This window comes from Mucilaginibacter daejeonensis (assembly GCF_020783335.1).
GTDB classification, from domain to species: Bacteria; Bacteroidota; Bacteroidia; order Sphingobacteriales; family Sphingobacteriaceae; genus Mucilaginibacter; species Mucilaginibacter daejeonensis.
Genome location: NZ_CP086068.1, coordinates 2842956 through 2857705, shown reverse-complemented (window position 1 = coordinate 2857705; position 14750 = coordinate 2842956). Strand labels below are relative to the sequence as shown.

The 14750-nt window shown below is 49.5% G+C and carries 19 protein-coding genes; 10 read left to right on the top strand and 9 right to left on the bottom strand.

The window, feature by feature from the left end; translation table 11 throughout:
• Positions 1-57: 57 nt before the first annotated feature.
• Positions 58-288, bottom strand: coding sequence for a hypothetical protein (locus LLH06_RS11995; protein ID WP_228169534.1), 231 nt, complete (start codon positions 286-288; stop codon positions 58-60).
• A gap of 245 nt (positions 289-533) precedes the next feature.
• Between LLH06_RS11995 and LLH06_RS11990 the strand changes: the two genes are divergently transcribed.
• From LLH06_RS11990 to LLH06_RS11960, 7 genes are all read left to right on the top strand, one after another.
• Positions 534-1025, top strand: a complete 492-nt coding sequence (locus LLH06_RS11990) for a CinA family protein (protein ID WP_228169533.1) — start codon at positions 534-536, stop codon at positions 1023-1025.
• A gap of 284 nt (positions 1026-1309) precedes the next feature.
• A complete protein-coding gene (locus LLH06_RS11985; protein ID WP_228169532.1) occupies positions 1310-2005 on the top strand; it encodes a DUF421 domain-containing protein in 696 nt (231 codons plus the stop codon).
• A gap of 3 nt (positions 2006-2008) precedes the next feature.
• The gene (locus tag LLH06_RS11980; RefSeq protein ID WP_228169531.1) at positions 2009-2479 is read left to right on the top strand and encodes a DUF421 domain-containing protein; all 471 of its coding nucleotides are present in this window, start codon (positions 2009-2011) and stop codon (positions 2477-2479) included.
• Entirely contained in the window at positions 2480-2710 is a 231-nt protein-coding gene (locus LLH06_RS11975; protein ID WP_228169530.1) for a hypothetical protein, read from the top strand.
• Between the two features lie 25 nt (positions 2711-2735).
• A complete protein-coding gene (locus tag LLH06_RS11970; protein ID WP_228169529.1) occupies positions 2736-3530 on the top strand; it encodes a hypothetical protein in 795 nt (264 codons plus the stop codon).
• Positions 3475-4944 carry a glycoside hydrolase family 88 protein gene (locus tag LLH06_RS11965; RefSeq protein WP_228169528.1) on the top strand — a complete coding sequence of 490 codons (1470 nt, stop codon included), beginning with the start codon at positions 3475-3477 and terminating at the stop codon, positions 4942-4944. The genes LLH06_RS11970 and LLH06_RS11965 overlap by 56 nt, the downstream gene beginning before the upstream one ends.
• Positions 4945-4958: 14 nt before the next feature.
• Positions 4959-5723, top strand: a complete 765-nt coding sequence (locus LLH06_RS11960) for an SDR family oxidoreductase (protein WP_228169527.1) — start codon at positions 4959-4961, stop codon at positions 5721-5723.
• Positions 5724-5797: 74 nt separating this feature from the next.
• Here the strand turns inward: LLH06_RS11960 and LLH06_RS11955 are convergent, their stop codons facing one another.
• The 8 genes from LLH06_RS11955 to LLH06_RS11925 all read right to left on the bottom strand — a co-directional run bounded on the left by LLH06_RS11955 (position 5798) and on the right by LLH06_RS11925 (position 11068).
• On the bottom strand, positions 5798-6859 hold the full coding sequence (locus LLH06_RS11955; protein ID WP_228169526.1) for a zinc-dependent alcohol dehydrogenase: 1062 nt from the start codon (positions 6857-6859) through the stop codon (positions 5798-5800).
• A gap of 31 nt (positions 6860-6890) precedes the next feature.
• Positions 6891-7373, bottom strand: coding sequence for a hypothetical protein (locus tag LLH06_RS11950; RefSeq protein WP_228169525.1), 483 nt, complete (start codon positions 7371-7373; stop codon positions 6891-6893).
• Positions 7374-7377: 4 nt separating this feature from the next.
• The gene (locus tag LLH06_RS11945) at positions 7378-8529 is read right to left on the bottom strand and encodes a zinc-dependent alcohol dehydrogenase (RefSeq protein WP_228169524.1); all 1152 of its coding nucleotides are present in this window, start codon (positions 8527-8529) and stop codon (positions 7378-7380) included.
• Between the two features lie 308 nt (positions 8530-8837).
• A complete protein-coding gene (locus LLH06_RS11940; protein WP_228169523.1) occupies positions 8838-9050 on the bottom strand; it encodes a hypothetical protein in 213 nt (70 codons plus the stop codon).
• A gap of 44 nt (positions 9051-9094) precedes the next feature.
• Positions 9095-9283 carry a hypothetical protein gene (locus LLH06_RS11935; protein ID WP_228169522.1) on the bottom strand — a complete coding sequence of 63 codons (189 nt, stop codon included), beginning with the start codon at positions 9281-9283 and terminating at the stop codon, positions 9095-9097.
• Positions 9264-9614, bottom strand: a complete 351-nt coding sequence (locus LLH06_RS11930) for a hypothetical protein (RefSeq protein ID WP_228169521.1) — start codon at positions 9612-9614, stop codon at positions 9264-9266. The genes LLH06_RS11935 and LLH06_RS11930 overlap by 20 nt, the downstream gene beginning before the upstream one ends.
• Positions 9615-9660: 46 nt before the next feature.
• Complete coding sequence (locus LLH06_RS20825; RefSeq protein WP_449560082.1) at positions 9661-10008, bottom strand: SPW repeat domain-containing protein; 348 nt, start codon at positions 10006-10008, stop codon at positions 9661-9663.
• Between the two features lie 226 nt (positions 10009-10234).
• Complete coding sequence (locus LLH06_RS11925; protein ID WP_228169520.1) at positions 10235-11068, bottom strand: cyanophycinase; 834 nt, start codon at positions 11066-11068, stop codon at positions 10235-10237.
• 325 nt (positions 11069-11393) lie between these two features.
• On the opposite strand from LLH06_RS11925, the gene LLH06_RS11920 reads away from it, so the two are divergent.
• The 3 genes from LLH06_RS11920 to LLH06_RS11910 all read left to right on the top strand — a co-directional run bounded on the left by LLH06_RS11920 (position 11394) and on the right by LLH06_RS11910 (position 14578).
• Positions 11394-12275 carry a manganese catalase family protein gene (locus tag LLH06_RS11920; protein WP_228169519.1) on the top strand — a complete coding sequence of 294 codons (882 nt, stop codon included), beginning with the start codon at positions 11394-11396 and terminating at the stop codon, positions 12273-12275.
• Positions 12276-12338: 63 nt separating this feature from the next.
• A complete protein-coding gene (locus LLH06_RS11915) occupies positions 12339-12728 on the top strand; it encodes an SPW repeat domain-containing protein (protein ID WP_228169518.1) in 390 nt (129 codons plus the stop codon).
• A 68-nt stretch (positions 12729-12796) separates the two neighbouring features.
• Complete coding sequence (locus LLH06_RS11910) at positions 12797-14578, top strand: hypothetical protein (RefSeq protein WP_228169517.1); 1782 nt, start codon at positions 12797-12799, stop codon at positions 14576-14578.
• Positions 14579-14750: the final 172 nt, after the last annotated feature.

Sequence of the window (14750 nt, the reverse complement as noted above, 5' to 3'; positions counted from 1 at the left end):
TAACGTTCGTGCGTTCAAGTGAAATGACCGGTCAGTGATCTGTTGTATCGATTCGTATCAGTCGTGTCCTTCTACCTTAACGATCTTGTTGTAAACGCCTAATAGCAGGAACGGTGCTGCCCATTGGCCTACGAATAAAGCAGTGTGCTTCTTTCTCATGATCTTTAAGGTCAATGATACGCCCATGGAGGCCAGGGCCGCCCATAAGAATACGTCTGAAGGTAACTTAGCAGTTTGCTGTTCAATGGTTTTGGCTACTTTGCCTTCGCTGTGCTGTAGATCTGTCATGTTGATCTAATTATGAGTTAATGAAATGATTTGCTAATGAATGCCTCCGACGATATATCATTAAGCGCCGCGGATGAGTTTCCGATGATCACCGGCCGTCTTATCAGGTAGGCGAGCATCGTGAGAACATAGATGCAACAGGTTATATACAACTATGTTTTCTTATTAATTAAATTATAAAACCTGTAGGTGTATCCGGCTGTTACAAATGCAGAACTTGACCAATTTGTAACATCTAATTTAACATGGCCGAAAAACGTATAGAGACCTGTAGCCAGGTGATCGCTGATCATGGCTTGACCATTGCCTTTGCCGAGAGTGCTACCGCCGGTTGGTTATGCTCTGAGTTTGCCCTTACCTCATGCTCTGGGCAGGTGCTTAAAGGGGGTATCGTGTGTTACGATGCGTCGCTTAAACAAACCTTACTTGGGGTATCTGAAGAGATGATCAAAGAGTTCAGTCCCGAATCAAGGGAAGTTACTGATGAGATAGCCCGACGCACTGCCGACCTCATCGATGCCGACATTTACGTGGGCGTTACTGGATTGACCACAGCAGGTGGGAGCGAGAGTGAAGAGAAACCGGTGGGTACTATGTTCGTGTCAGCTCTCATTAAAGGTGAACTCATATCTGAGCGGTACGTTTTTAAAGGTTCATGTGAGGAAGTAATTCACCAGACCATCAACGCCGCAGCTGATCTGCTGATCCTCCATTTGCAGCGAAAAGTTGAGCAGTAGGGCCCAAAGATTGTCCATTTATCGCTCCACCTATATCAATGCCGGGTGTTGGATGATGAATAAGTGAACGATTGTATCAGGTCCGATAGTTGAACGAGCAGCACGCAATTGGTATAGCCACTGCACGCACAGGCACTCTTTTTAAAACTTTTTCGAATGATCTGTATTCTATAAAGGTAATATTTCAGTTACTTCCTGACCCGGCACTACCAGTGTCCCGTGGCTTATTTTCAGTTCATTTCAGGTAATAATGCTATCATCATTTGGTGTGACCATGAATTGTTATGAAAAAGGACGAGATACATCTTAATGACCTGAGCCGGATACTATTTGGCCAGGCACCTCCTGAATTTTTGCTGGAGGTAGCGTTACGCACGCTGATCACCTACTTTTTCTTGCTGATCATGGTCAATTTGTTGGGCAAACGCATGAGTGGCCAACTTACGGTTATGGAAATGGCCGTAATGCTCACTTTAGGTGCCATCGTATCGGTACCTATGCAAACTCCCGACCGTGGCATATTGCAGGGCTTGCTGCTTTTATTATGTGCAGTGGGTTTTCAGCGCGGTGTGAGCTATTTAGGTTACCGCAGCCATTGGATCGAGAACGTTACGCAGGGCAAACCCAGCCTGCTGGTCAGCAACGGCGTACTAAAGGTCGATCAATTGCGCGAGGAACGCATCTCCAGGCAACAACTGTTCGCTGAGATGCGCTCCGAAGGCATATTTAACCTGGGTGCTGTGGACCGGGTATATCTGGAGGCCTGTGGTCTGCTCAGCATTTACAAGCTAAACTCACCCAGAGCAGGGCTACCGCTTTACTCGCCTGATGATGAGGCGGGCGACGATGGAGAGACCGTAGCGACGCAAAATGCTCAGGGTATACAGGTGTGTATCAGTTGTGGCGCCGTGAAGGCGGCTGTACAGCAAGACGCTTGCACCAATTGCCATCAAAAAGAGTTCACTAACGCCGTATTATAAGCCATGAAACCCGAAGACATCAAAATAACGGACTGGATGAGGTGGCTGGTGGGCGATGTACCTGCCGGATTTTACATCGAGCTGGTGATCCGCGCCTTTGTGATCTACCTGTTGCTCATGGTATCCATGCGGCTGATGGGTAAGCGCATGTCATCACAGTTAGGGCGCAATGATCTGGTGGCCATGGTCACCCTGGCCGCAACCATCGGTATACCACTGCAAGCGCCAGACCGGGGTTTGCTGCCGGCTATTTTGATCGCGGTCATCGTGGTGTTGGTAAGCCGCTGGATAGCCGCCAAAGCGTTCAAGGACAGCAAATTTGAGATCTTTTCACAAGGGAAGATATCCGTACTGGTACGTAACTCAATAATGGACCTTAACGAGATGAAACGTGTGAGATTGACCCGCGAGCGGCTTGTGGCGCAGTTAAGGCACAGCGGCATTAAGCAACTGGGCCAGGTGAAGCGGCTTTAAATGGAAGCTAACGGCACGTTCACCATTACCACTCATGAACGATCGCGGCCGGGCTTATTCGTGATCCCGCGTTGGGACCATGACCTGTATGCACGCTTCACCCGATCTGATGAGTGCCTGGCCTGCGAGAATTGTGGCTTCACCAGGCAAAAGCCGTTCGAGCCTGACAGTACCGATTGCGAAAGCTGCGGCCATCATGTTTGGACCCCAGCAGTGCTCGAAGATCAATAACGATCAACCAAGATCCAAATTATATATGACCATTACAGAACCGACATCTATCTGGGCCGCAACCGCCGCCCTTCAACTGATCAGCGTTAAAGATGAACCTTTACAAAGTTACCAACACGGGCAACTGACCTTCGAGTTACGTACGCTTGATGATTCACTATGGGTGATCGCTCTGCTGAACAAGGATGCCCGTGTGGCTTTCCGCACCGCCTATTCGCCTAATGGTTTTATAGGTATAAATGTTGACAAGGCCAATGAGCGAAGCATTACGGTAAAATTACGGTCGGCCGCCGGCGAGTACACCGTTACCGTGGATATGCCTGATACGGAACAGCCCACTTTACATTACACAGCTTCGTTGATCACGTCAAATGATTTGCTGATGCCGTTTTGGCCACGAGACGTCATTTTTTACAGTGCTAACGGTTTGGACACATCAGGCGAGCTGTTCATTAAGCAGGTGGGGACCCGTTCAGGACTGCTATATGGCGCATACAAAAAGCCAGAGGCCGGATCTTTTTTGTACTTGCAGAACCTGACCGCTTTAGGACCCTACAATGAGGACACCCAAACGTCCGCTGCAGAGGTAGTAGGCGGGGAGTGGCCTGAATTAGGCCTGCAACTACCCGCCGCAGCAAGTAAGCCGTTAAAGGCTGGTCAGGAATACGTATTGTCAGATGCGTTCATCACCTTCTCCCCAGAGGTGCCGGCCGATCAGTTCGCGATAGCTAAGGGCTTCCTGAACGCATTAAGCAGCTTTATATGTGCTGTTGCCCGTACCGGAGACCAAGTATCAGGACTATTTAGAGATCCTACCTAAAGTGTTGAATGATCTGCAGAACAATAAAGGTTGCTGGTCGCACCGGAGCGGGCACCCATATCTTAATGCTTACGTGTGCGATTACAATACCCCGCCCGAGATCATGGTGCAGCTCGCCGTTCTGCTACCGGTACGTGAGTATATCAAGTGGAGCGGCCAAGAGTGCGGGATGGAAAAGGAGATCATGGATGGACTACCCGCTTTTTACGATGAGAAGCTGGACACGGTGATGCGCTGGCTTCCGTCAGAGGAGGACATGCTCGATAAGTCGGAGGAGCAAAAGACGCCATTGGTGATGGATTCATGGTATTTGCACCATCCGCTACTAAACCTGGCCCGCTTGGCCCAGGACGGTGACGAGCAGGCAAAAGAACTGCTCATCCCATCGGCCGATTATGCGATCAAGGTAGCACACCACTTCAAGTATCAATGGCCGGTGTTCTACAAAATGGATACCCTCGAAGTGGTGAAAGCCGAGACCAAAGAAGGCGAGGGAAGCGAAAAGGATGTGGCCGGATTGTACGCACACGTGATGCTGCAGATATGGGAACTCACTGGTGACGATAAGTACTTTAAGGAGGCCGAGAAAGCTGCCCGCACACTTACGCAATACGGATTCGATGTATTCTACCAGGCCAATAACACCATGTTCTCGGCCAAGGCCATGATCTTATTGTACAAGCAAACCAAGAAAGAACGGTATCGGGATCTGGCCTATCTCTTCCTGGCTAACATATTTAAGAACGTGGCGCTGTGGGATCGTAACTACGGTTTTAGTAAGAATTTGCCAACGTTCTTTGCCTTATTTCCACTTAATGACGCACCGTACACCGCGGTCTATGAAGAGCAGGAGGCGTATGCCGGTGCCCACGATCTGTTTGCTTATGCCGATGGTTTGGATATCCTCCCCTCGGTGAACTTGCTGCTGGCCGAATTTATAAAGCACACGGTTAACCGCGCCGCATTCTATTACCCACCCATGCTGCCCAAAGAGATGCTGGCCGATGAAGTGAAGACGGGCGAAGTGGATCCCAATTTATGGATCGCGTTAGAGGACATACATGATGGCTGGGAGCCATCGGGCTCGGTAGGGCAGGAGGTTTACGGCGCCGGACTGGCGTTCGGTATCATCCCAAGGCAGTACCTCAAACTATCAGGGACCAATATGCTGCTTTTTATAGACTATCCGGTAATCCAGGCTAAAGAGAAAGGAAAGGCGATCAGATTCAAAGTACTTGGCTCAGATCAGCTGACCTGCAGGCTATGCATCGTATCGGCAGAGGGCGAACCTTTGTCGGCCTTTAAGATCGCGGTACAGAATAAAGCTGATCAGGAAATGATCGATCAGGCAGGAAAAGATATGACAGAATTTATGATCCATGGTGACCAGGAAGTGACCATAAGCTTGAAATAACTAAACATAAACATATGAGTATGAGTAACGATCAGGTGTACGCACCGGTAAGTGTAGTAGGGAAAACGATCATCGTGACCGGAGGTACCACAGGTATAGGCAGGGCAACGGCGCTATTGCTGGCCAGTGAAGGGGCCAATGTACTGATCGCGGGGTCAGACCAGGCGCATTTGGACGATGTGTTGAAGGATGTGGCTGGTATGGAACTGGCCGGCAGCCTGAATGGGATAGCCACTGATCTGTCGACCGAGCAAGGCATAATCGAATTATTCAAGGCCATTGATGAATTGTCTGGAGGCATCGATGTGTTCATCAACAACGCAGCTTTAGCCTACCAGGGCATCAGCGACGGGGAGTATACGGAGTGGCAGCGCGTAGTGAATACCAATTTGCTGGGCTACCTGGCCTGCACCCACTATGCGCTGGACAGGATGCGTCCGCAAAAGAATGGCCACATCGTTAACATCGGTTCAATGAGTGCCGATGTAAGGGAAAAGGACAGTTCAGTTTACGTGGCTACGAAGGCCGCTATACAGGGCTTTTCTGAAAGTTTGAGGAAGGAAGTGAACGAGCAAGGCATCAGGGTCACCTTGATCGAGCCGGGAGCGGTAGGTACCGACATGCAGCCCGTATCGGTGCCTGATCAGCAAAAGCAGGAGCAGCAACACGCGATGATGTTAGCCGAGGACATTGCCCGCACCGTCCTTTTTGCGGTCACCTTGCCTGAGCGTGCCGAGGTGGTTGAATTGAAGATCAAGCCGCGGTTGCAGATCATCTAAACAAATACTTCAACAAAAAAGGCCGCTGATCAGCGGCCTTTTTTGTTGTACGGACCAATAAATGTTTAGGCGCTTTACACCTTGAGCGTAACGAACACCGCTCCGGTGTGTTCTTTATCCTGCGCGGTCTCAAAAGCCTTATTGATCTCATCTAACTGGAACTTATGAGTGATCATCTTTTTGGCGTTCAACTTTCCTTTAGCCAGCAGGTCAAGGCACATCTTCATCTCCGAATAGATACCCCAGAAGGCATAGCTGGCACTCGGGATGATCTGTATCTGCGCCATTTGGATCTTTTGCCATTCCAGCGGAATGGATATTTCTCCCTTGTCGAAGCCGCCCACGATAACGATCTTACCGCCAATGCGCGAGTATGACACCGCCTGAGGTAGCGTGATAGGCATTGACGGTCCTCCGGCGCACTCAAAAACGATGTCGGCCCCGCGGCCATCGGTGAACTCTTTGATCAGCTTGGCGCTGTCTTCCTTTTCAGAATTGATCACCAGGTCGGCGCCCAGTTCACGCGCCAGTTCAAGCGAGTGATCCACCACATCGGTAATGATCACATCGGCACCGCTGAGCTTGGCCAATTGCAACTGCCCCAGGCCAATGGGGCCGGCACCGATCACCACCACCACATCATTAAGCTTAATGCCGCTCAACTGAATGGCGTGCAAGGCCACCGAAAAGGTATCCAGCACAGTGGCTTCCTCATCGCTAACGTGATCAGGCAACAGGTGAAACTTTTCGGCAGGTCCGATCAGGTATTCTGCAAAGGCCCTTGACACGGTCTCCATGCGTACCGGGTAAAGGTTGGGGCAAAGGTTGTACTGCTGCACACGGCACCAGTCGCACGTGCCATCGCCCAGCAGGGTCTCTACCACTACGCGGTCGCCCGGCTTTACGTTGGTGACGGCGCTTCCCACTTCAACCACTTCGGCGGCAAGTTCATGCCCCATGATCTTGTGTACCAGTTCGGGTTCTTCCTTTTTCCAGTGTCTGAGGTCGGTTCCGCATATACCAGTGGCCGTTATGCGGGCAAGCACCCAATCAGGATGAGGTATCTCGGGCCGGTCCACCTGTTCTACATCGAATTCGCCCTTTTCGTTCTTGAGGGCAGCCTTCATCTTACTCATATGCATTCAATTACGATCAACAAATAAAGCGTTACTTCTTTTTATTCAATAAGTAAACTGCAACAGCTGTAGCGGTGAGTGAGCACAGTAAGGTTTTACCTAAAAAGCCCTTAGCGTTATGTTCGAGTTCCATGCGCCAGCCGCGTTCCTTGGCCACGTTGGGTATGTGTCCTTTGGTCACGTCATCGATCAGTCCTTCGATGGTGTTAATGCGGTCGGCCAGTATGAGCGGTATCCAGTGCCGGTAGCGATCCTCGCTGTGTTTGAACGCATACCTACGGATCATGCCACTCAGCCCTGATGGTGGCGCCGAAGTGCCGAACACCCTGGTGATCGCGGGCCGCTCGGTCGACACCAGTATTTCCACCGTGGGTGGCTGCTGTTCAGAGCGTTCATAGTTGATGCGGTTATGGTCATCGCCGGTGTAATTCTTCATAGGATAGGTCGGCTCGTTCTCCGGGTCGGCATCCATTCCCCATCCGGGTATATCTGTGTGGTCTTTAATATCTTTCATGTTATCAAGCTTTAGCTGAAGGTATCAGCACGGTTTTTATACATTCATCAAGTTTGGAGGAGAACATGCGGTAAGCATCTGACACTTCTTCGAGCGGTATGCGGTGAGTGATGAGGCCTTTAGGGTCTAACCGCCCTGCCTGAACGTGTTCGATCAGTTTGGGTAGCAACCTTTTCACCGAAGCCTGGTTAGCGCGCAGCGTTATACCTTTGTTAAGGATGTTGCCAATAGGAGCCAGGTTGAACGGCGGACCATAAACACCCACCACTGAAACGATACCACCTTTTTTGACCGAGTTAATGGCCCATTGTAGGGCAATAGCCGAGCCCGCTTGCATCAGTGTTATACGTCCGCTCAAGGTCTGCAGTGTATTGCCTTCGGCTTCGCAGCCTACGCAATCGATACAAACATCGGCGCCGTACCAGTCAGTGGTCTTTTTCAGGAACACTACCGGATCGCCTAATGACTTAAAGTTGTAGGCCTCGCACTTGGCATAACGCTGTGCGAATTCGAGCCGGTAGTCAACATGATCGATGATGATCACCCTTGACGGGCCAAAGAACCAGGCACAACGCGCGGCCATGATGCCGATGGGGCCGGCGCCGAATATCACTACCGTATCGCCAGGTTTGATGCCGGCCATTTCGGCGGCCTGGTAACCTGTTGGTACCACGTCGGTAAGCAGTACGGCATCATCAGGATCCATTTCGGGCGGGATCACCGTTGGGCCAACATCTGCATAGGGAACGCGTACGTACTCGGCCTGGCCACCGTCAAAACCGCCAGCGGTGTGGGAGTAGCCGAAGATACCCCCAACAGCTGTGGCCATCGGGTTGGATTCGTGGCAATTGCCGTACAACCCCTGCTTGCAAAAATTACACTTTCCGCAGGCGATGTTGAACGGCACCAGCACATGGTCGCCAACTTTAAGGTTCTGCACCATTGGGCCAACCTCTTCTACAACGCCGGTAAATTCATGGCCGAAGGTCATTCCAACACGAGTGTCAGGTACCATACCATGATAAAGGTGAAGATCTGACCCGCAAATACAGGTTCGGGTCACTCTAACGATCGCATCCTCCGGATGTAAGATCTCAGGCATGGGCCGTTGTTCCGCACGAATACGGTACGGACCACGATAGTTCATTGCTAACATAGTTCGTTGTTTTTAAATAAGATGATGTATCAACGCAGTGTTCGAACGGCTAAAATGCGTTTAGTATGAGCGGCTGTATAAGAAGTGTGTCCGTTAATACCGGACCTTATCATTCAACGCAAGAACAGGGCGCAGGTTTTCATTATTTGATACCCAAGTTCAGGCATACGTATATCATTAAGCCCTGGCAATGAATAAAAGATGACCGCTACCAGTAAAAGCATCATCCGCCACCAAGGGGCGTTAGGCTTACTGCCGACGCAGGAACACCTGCTCGTGGCCGTTCAGCGTTGATAGTGCTGATTATCTTATTCTTTTTCGGGATGAAGTGGCCCCGGCGCCGCACCTTCATGATGTTCTGTGCCGCCTTTTGGTGCGTTGCTTTTAAATTCGTCTAATTGGTCCTCTGTCCGGGCTCCTTCAACGATCTCCTCTGTTGATCGCCTGTGCGGGTTGCCCTGCGGATCTTCTTTGGAAGGGAAGTTTTGTTGTCCTGGCGCCATGTTATTGTCATTGCTCATAATGTTGATATTTAAAATGTTAGATGTTGTTGGTCAAGATTTAGTTAAGGATGATAAGGCTGTTGGTCCTCATACGCCTGCGGAAGCGCACCGTTGTTCTTGCCTTCAGGTGTTTCTAATGCCTTACGCGGACCTTGCGCTGCGCCAAAGGTGGTCACGCCCGCTTTGATATCTTTTAAGGTCAGCAGGTCCTTCTTCTTTTTCCGTTGATGTTTATTTCCTGAATTTTGCATGGGAAGTGGTTTGTTGGTCAGTGATATAGAGAGAGCGTTCGGTCGAAAAGATCGGGCGCATACTTACCATTAAGGATCTCTTGCTGTTAGCGCAATAAAAGAACAGATATTTGTTCTCGAGTTCGGTACACTTGATCGCCTGTACATAGGCTTGTACCTCCTTAATAACACCTCTGAGATGCTTGAAAGCGGTATTGTGCCTCAATTCACAGAGCAGCCTATCCCGGTTAATGCGAATGGTGGCGGTTTCGGGTAAACATTCCCTCAACTTGCTGATCACCATATCGGTCTGCTCGCTGCGTACGATCTGCATAGGTACTACATTGCTCATGTTACATCGTTTTTTTGACTTCAAGGTGTGATCATGCCGTCGCGGGCTATGGTCGGCGATTACGGGTCATTACAGCTGAGAGGACTTCCAGCACCCCGACCGAGACAAAGACAGCCCGGGGCCCACCGGTAACGTCTAAGATCCAAGGAGAGGCGACTAGTATTATTCCTACCAGCAGGTCTATGACCAGATGAACAGGCATCGGTATGATGTTGAACAAGCCAAGTTCGTACCGGGTGAGTGACGCCATAATGAGCAGTGCCACGCTGACGGCCACTGCGGTCCACTTAGGTATCGGTAAGTCGGCAAAACCGAATAACCAAGGCGAAGCCAGAAACACCAGAGCCAATATAATATCGAGTACTCCGTGTACACGTGTTGAGATCAGTTTCATGAACGATCGATGTAAAGGCATAGGTGCAGATAAATGATCTGAGTATGCCGGGTGATCAAATGGACAGCGCAACGGATAAGAGGGAACGCCGGATGGATAATGTCGGCGCATACGGAAAGTATATGTTGATTAACTATAAAGAAATAAATAGGTTTTAAACGATCGATAATTTGTTTATAGAAACTCAGCAAAGTGACATTAAGGGTGCGTTAGAGTCTCTATATCTCTAAAAATGCGGAATGTCGAATTTTGGTATCTCATAGGTATTTCCATTAGCAAGTATGCGTACGGTCAGGTCATCAATGAATACCGTCCTTTTTCGGTTCACCTCCGTGATATCTGAATGGGTGATCCTAAAGCCTTCAATAATAATGATGACACCGGTACCGATCACCCGGCAGTCCTTTCCGTCCCGTACGATCAGCGCCGTGTTCTCTTCAATGCCTATGCCTATACTGGTAGGGTTGGTGGCAACTACTTGCGCCATTCGTACAAAGCGGCTGCGGTCCACAAAGTGCGTATCCACACAAACGTCTTTCAGGAACTCCAGGCCAACGGCGATCTTCACGTTACCAACGGTTAGCTGATCCTGGTCAGTGCCGGCATAGATCATTGGGGTCGACATGGCCATGGCTCCGGCACTTGTACCGCCCAATATCAAAGGGTCATAAATATAACGCTGCTTTAGCTGCATCAGCAAGGGTGTACCGCCATATATTGACGTCAGCTTGAGCTGGTCGCCACCTGAAAAGAAGACACCTGTTGCCGCCTGCAGTCGTTCATGATATTCATTTCCCAGGGCATCTTTAGGTTCGTCATGATGAATGTGACCTACACTGCTCGCACCCAATTTTCGAAATAGCTCAGCATACGGTTCAAATGACCCTTCACCTTCGGCTGAGGCGGTGGTGACCACTTCACTGATCGCGTGCTCGCCACCGGCCAGCTTCACGAACGTTTCCAGAATAAATGGTTCGGCCCGGTCGGTGCCTTTGGCTTCGTGTCCGCCAATGATCAAAAGCGTGCCTTTGGGCACAGGGCATAAGTTGTTATCGTTCATGATGTACGGTTATTTAAAGGATATAAGATCTTTCAGTAGTGATCGAACGGAAACAAGGGACCACATGAACGTGGCGTGGAACGGCGGGTATGTTCAGATCAACGGTCAGGTGGGCGGTTGGTTTTAAGCAAGAAATATTTTTGAGATGTAAATGATCGTTCAAAGAAATTTAATTAATAATTAAAACAAAGGCCACCCGAATGAGGTTGTTCCACTATATTTAACGCTCCACACGTGACCATTTATTGAGTCTTTAAGGTCACTTCCATACTTGCTGTTCAATTGAGGAAAGCAACATTAACGTTCATCAATAAATACTACAAGTATGTTCTATCATGACAACAAGCTACAGTACACTGTACGAGTAGACAAGCCTAACCCGGCATTCGCAAAACTGCTTCAACAAGCCATAGGTGGCATCGAGGGCGAGATCAGAGTGTGTTTACAATACCTGTTCCAGGCCTGGGGTGCCCGCGGGCCGAACAAGTATCGCGACATGCTGCTGGATACCGGTACCGAGGAGATATCGCACATAGAGATGCTCAGCACCGCGGTAGCGCTTAACCTGGAAGGTGCCACCAACGAATTAAAGGACAAAGTAGCAGGGGAGAACCCTATTGTAGGAAGCATACTGGGCGGTATGGACCCAAGGCATGTGCTATCATCTGGTTTAGCGGCCATGGCGGTAGATAGCAATGGCGTTCCATTCAATGGTTCATGGGTAGTGGGCAGTGGTAACATAGCCGCTGATATGTATGCCAACGTAATGGCCGAATCTACGGGTCGAGTTTTGGCCACACGACTGTGGGAGTTGACCGATGATGCAGGGATGAAAGACATGCTTGCCTTCCTGATCGCACGCGATACCATGCACCAGAACCAGTGGCTGGCCGTATTGGAAGATCTTGGTGGCGTGAACGCCAACCTGCCTATTCCCAACACCTTCCCGCTGAGTGAGCAGGTCAGTCAGTTCGAATATCAATTCATATCCACCAATATCGAAAAACAGACACCTCCTGACGCCCGCTGGGTAAGCGGACCCTCTATAGATGGCAAAGGCGAATTTAGCTACGTACAAGCCATGCCACATGGTCAGGAACCTGTGCTTGGTCCGCCTGATCCGCAAGGACATGCGCAAAGCCAGCAAATGCAGGGCGGAACTGATAAAGGAATACTCGAAAATATTAAAGATACTGTTCTTCCATAGGTATAGTTTAGTTGAATAGTGAAATGGGGGCCATAACTATGGCCCCCTATTTAACCCCAAAATATGAAGACCTTTATTCCTCTTTGGGCACATGCTATATTGGATGTGATAGGCGGTGTACTGATCACCGCACTGCCATGGATCACCGGTGCATATAAATACGGTGGCGCGGCCATCTTTTTGCCGGTCGTATTCGGTTCTATGCAACTGGTCATGGCGTTTTTTAGTAAGCACCAGGTGGGCATCGTCAAGGTGTTTCCCATGCAATTGCACCTGTTCCTGGACATGGTTGTGGGAGTGATCCTGATCATGGCGCCCTTCATCTATCATTTTTACGTGATGACGTGGTGGCCATATGTATCGATGGGGCTGGTTTCGCTTAGTGCAGGTCTCTTTACCGCACACAGTCCATTTCTGCATCCAATAGATGTGTTTGATGAGCGGGGCCGTTAAGGCGAGCGATCATCTGACCAAGTAGATCACTACCGAAAGCCTATCCAATACTTGAATACCAAGCTTACATGAAAGATAAAGGCAGTAAAATATTGATCTGGGTTGTAGGGAGTGTGATCGTGCTGGCAGTAATAGTATATGCGGGTTGGCAATATTTTAAAAAAGACCTTGCAAAGCCTGATAGCAAGATCGCTAAGCCATTGCTAACTGATCAGATCAAAAAGATGGTGATCGATGCCAGCGACAGCCTTTACCAGTTACAGTATGATCGTTTCGAATTGGACATAGACAAAGGCAAAGGGCTGCTGACCGGCGTCAAGATCATTCCTGACAGCAATGTGGAGAAACGCCTGCTTAAAGCCGGCAAGTTGCCCAACACCATCATCCACCTCCGCATCGATAGCCTGCGTTTACACCAGTTCGGTTTCAGGAAAACATCGGCAGGTCGGCGGTTCAATATACAAAGCGTTACCTTATACCATCCGGTGGCCCGTATCATTAATAAACGGCGAATATGGAACGAAAAAGATCGAACGCACGAGTCCTCAGCTTTGTTAAAAGCGGCCAAGAGTGTACTCAAGGTCAGTGCGGTGAGCACCATGAATGTACAGAACTTGCTTTTTACCTGGGTAGACCGGAACGGACCCAACGAGAAAGAGACCACATTTGAACATTGGAATATCAAAGCCGATGGATCCCGTGCCTATGAACGGTCGACACTCAACGGAGAAAATGAACATAAAACTGTTAGTTATCATACCGATAAGATCCGCATCGCTACGCCCGATAGTTTGTATCACATCATTTTTTCAGGTAGTGATCTGATGCCTGATGCCCGGCTGATGACCACCGAACTGGTAGAGGTGTCACCAAGGTTGGGACGGACCGCTTTTTACCGTGCAGCTAAGTATGATAAAGATAGGATACATCTGATCTACAAGCACCTTGCACTGCGCAACATTGACATTGATCAGATTTGGCAATATCAGCGGTTCCACATAGGCAAAGCCACTGTGGGCAGCTTTTGGGGCGAAGTACTTAACGATTATCACTGGCCCAAGCGCCGGCCGCCTGTGCGGGGAAGGCCGCATCCGCATCAAAAGCTAAAGCAGCTGGCCTTTAATATTACGATCGATACCATGCTCATGCATAACGGCTACTTTCAGTATATGATAGCTGCCCGCCGTTCAGGCGAGAATTCGAAGCTATTTATGACAGGTATCGAAAGCAGGATATACAACATCACCAACGACCAAGAGCGGATCAGGAAAAAGCATTACCTCACCAGTTATACACGCTCTAAAATAATGGGAGCCGGGCTCACCAGCACTACCTTCAAATTTGATCTTGGCAGTACTGACGGAGCGTTCATTATGACCTCACAAATGGGCCGCATGACCGCTGCTGCATTGAACCCACTGGCCAGGCCGTTGGCTCAGATCTCAGTTAGGGAAGGGGTGATCAACAAGATGTTGATGGAACTGAAGGCCGACAACAGCCATGCACAAGGCCACCTCGACCTGTACTACAAGGGGATGAAGCTTGATCTGCTTAAACGGGACAAGGAAGCAGACACGCTTAAGAAGAGAGGATTTTTGAGCTTTTTGGCCAATACATTCACGCCTAACGACAATCCTAAAAAGAACGGTAAGTTCAGAGAGGGGCCCATTAATGTGATCAGAGAGCCGAGGGGCTCATTTTTCGGGCTGCTGTGGAAAAGTACGCTTGATGGTATGACCTCGGCCATGTCGGGCCTGGAGCAACACAAAGACAAGCCCGACGAAAGTTTTCTCACCCGCGGGCTGAAAAGCATTATCAAGCCCCATCACAAAGAAGTGAAGAAGAATTAGTATCAACCATAAATAGTCAAGATCATGTATGTACCTTTTTTAATAGCGTTCGCTTTCATTTTCTTCGGTTTGGCCCTCTGGCTGATCATCCGCAAAAGCAAGGGAAAAGAAGAGAAGCGAAAACAAGATCAGTGATCACCATTCGAAACATCCAACAACTAAAGTATCTATC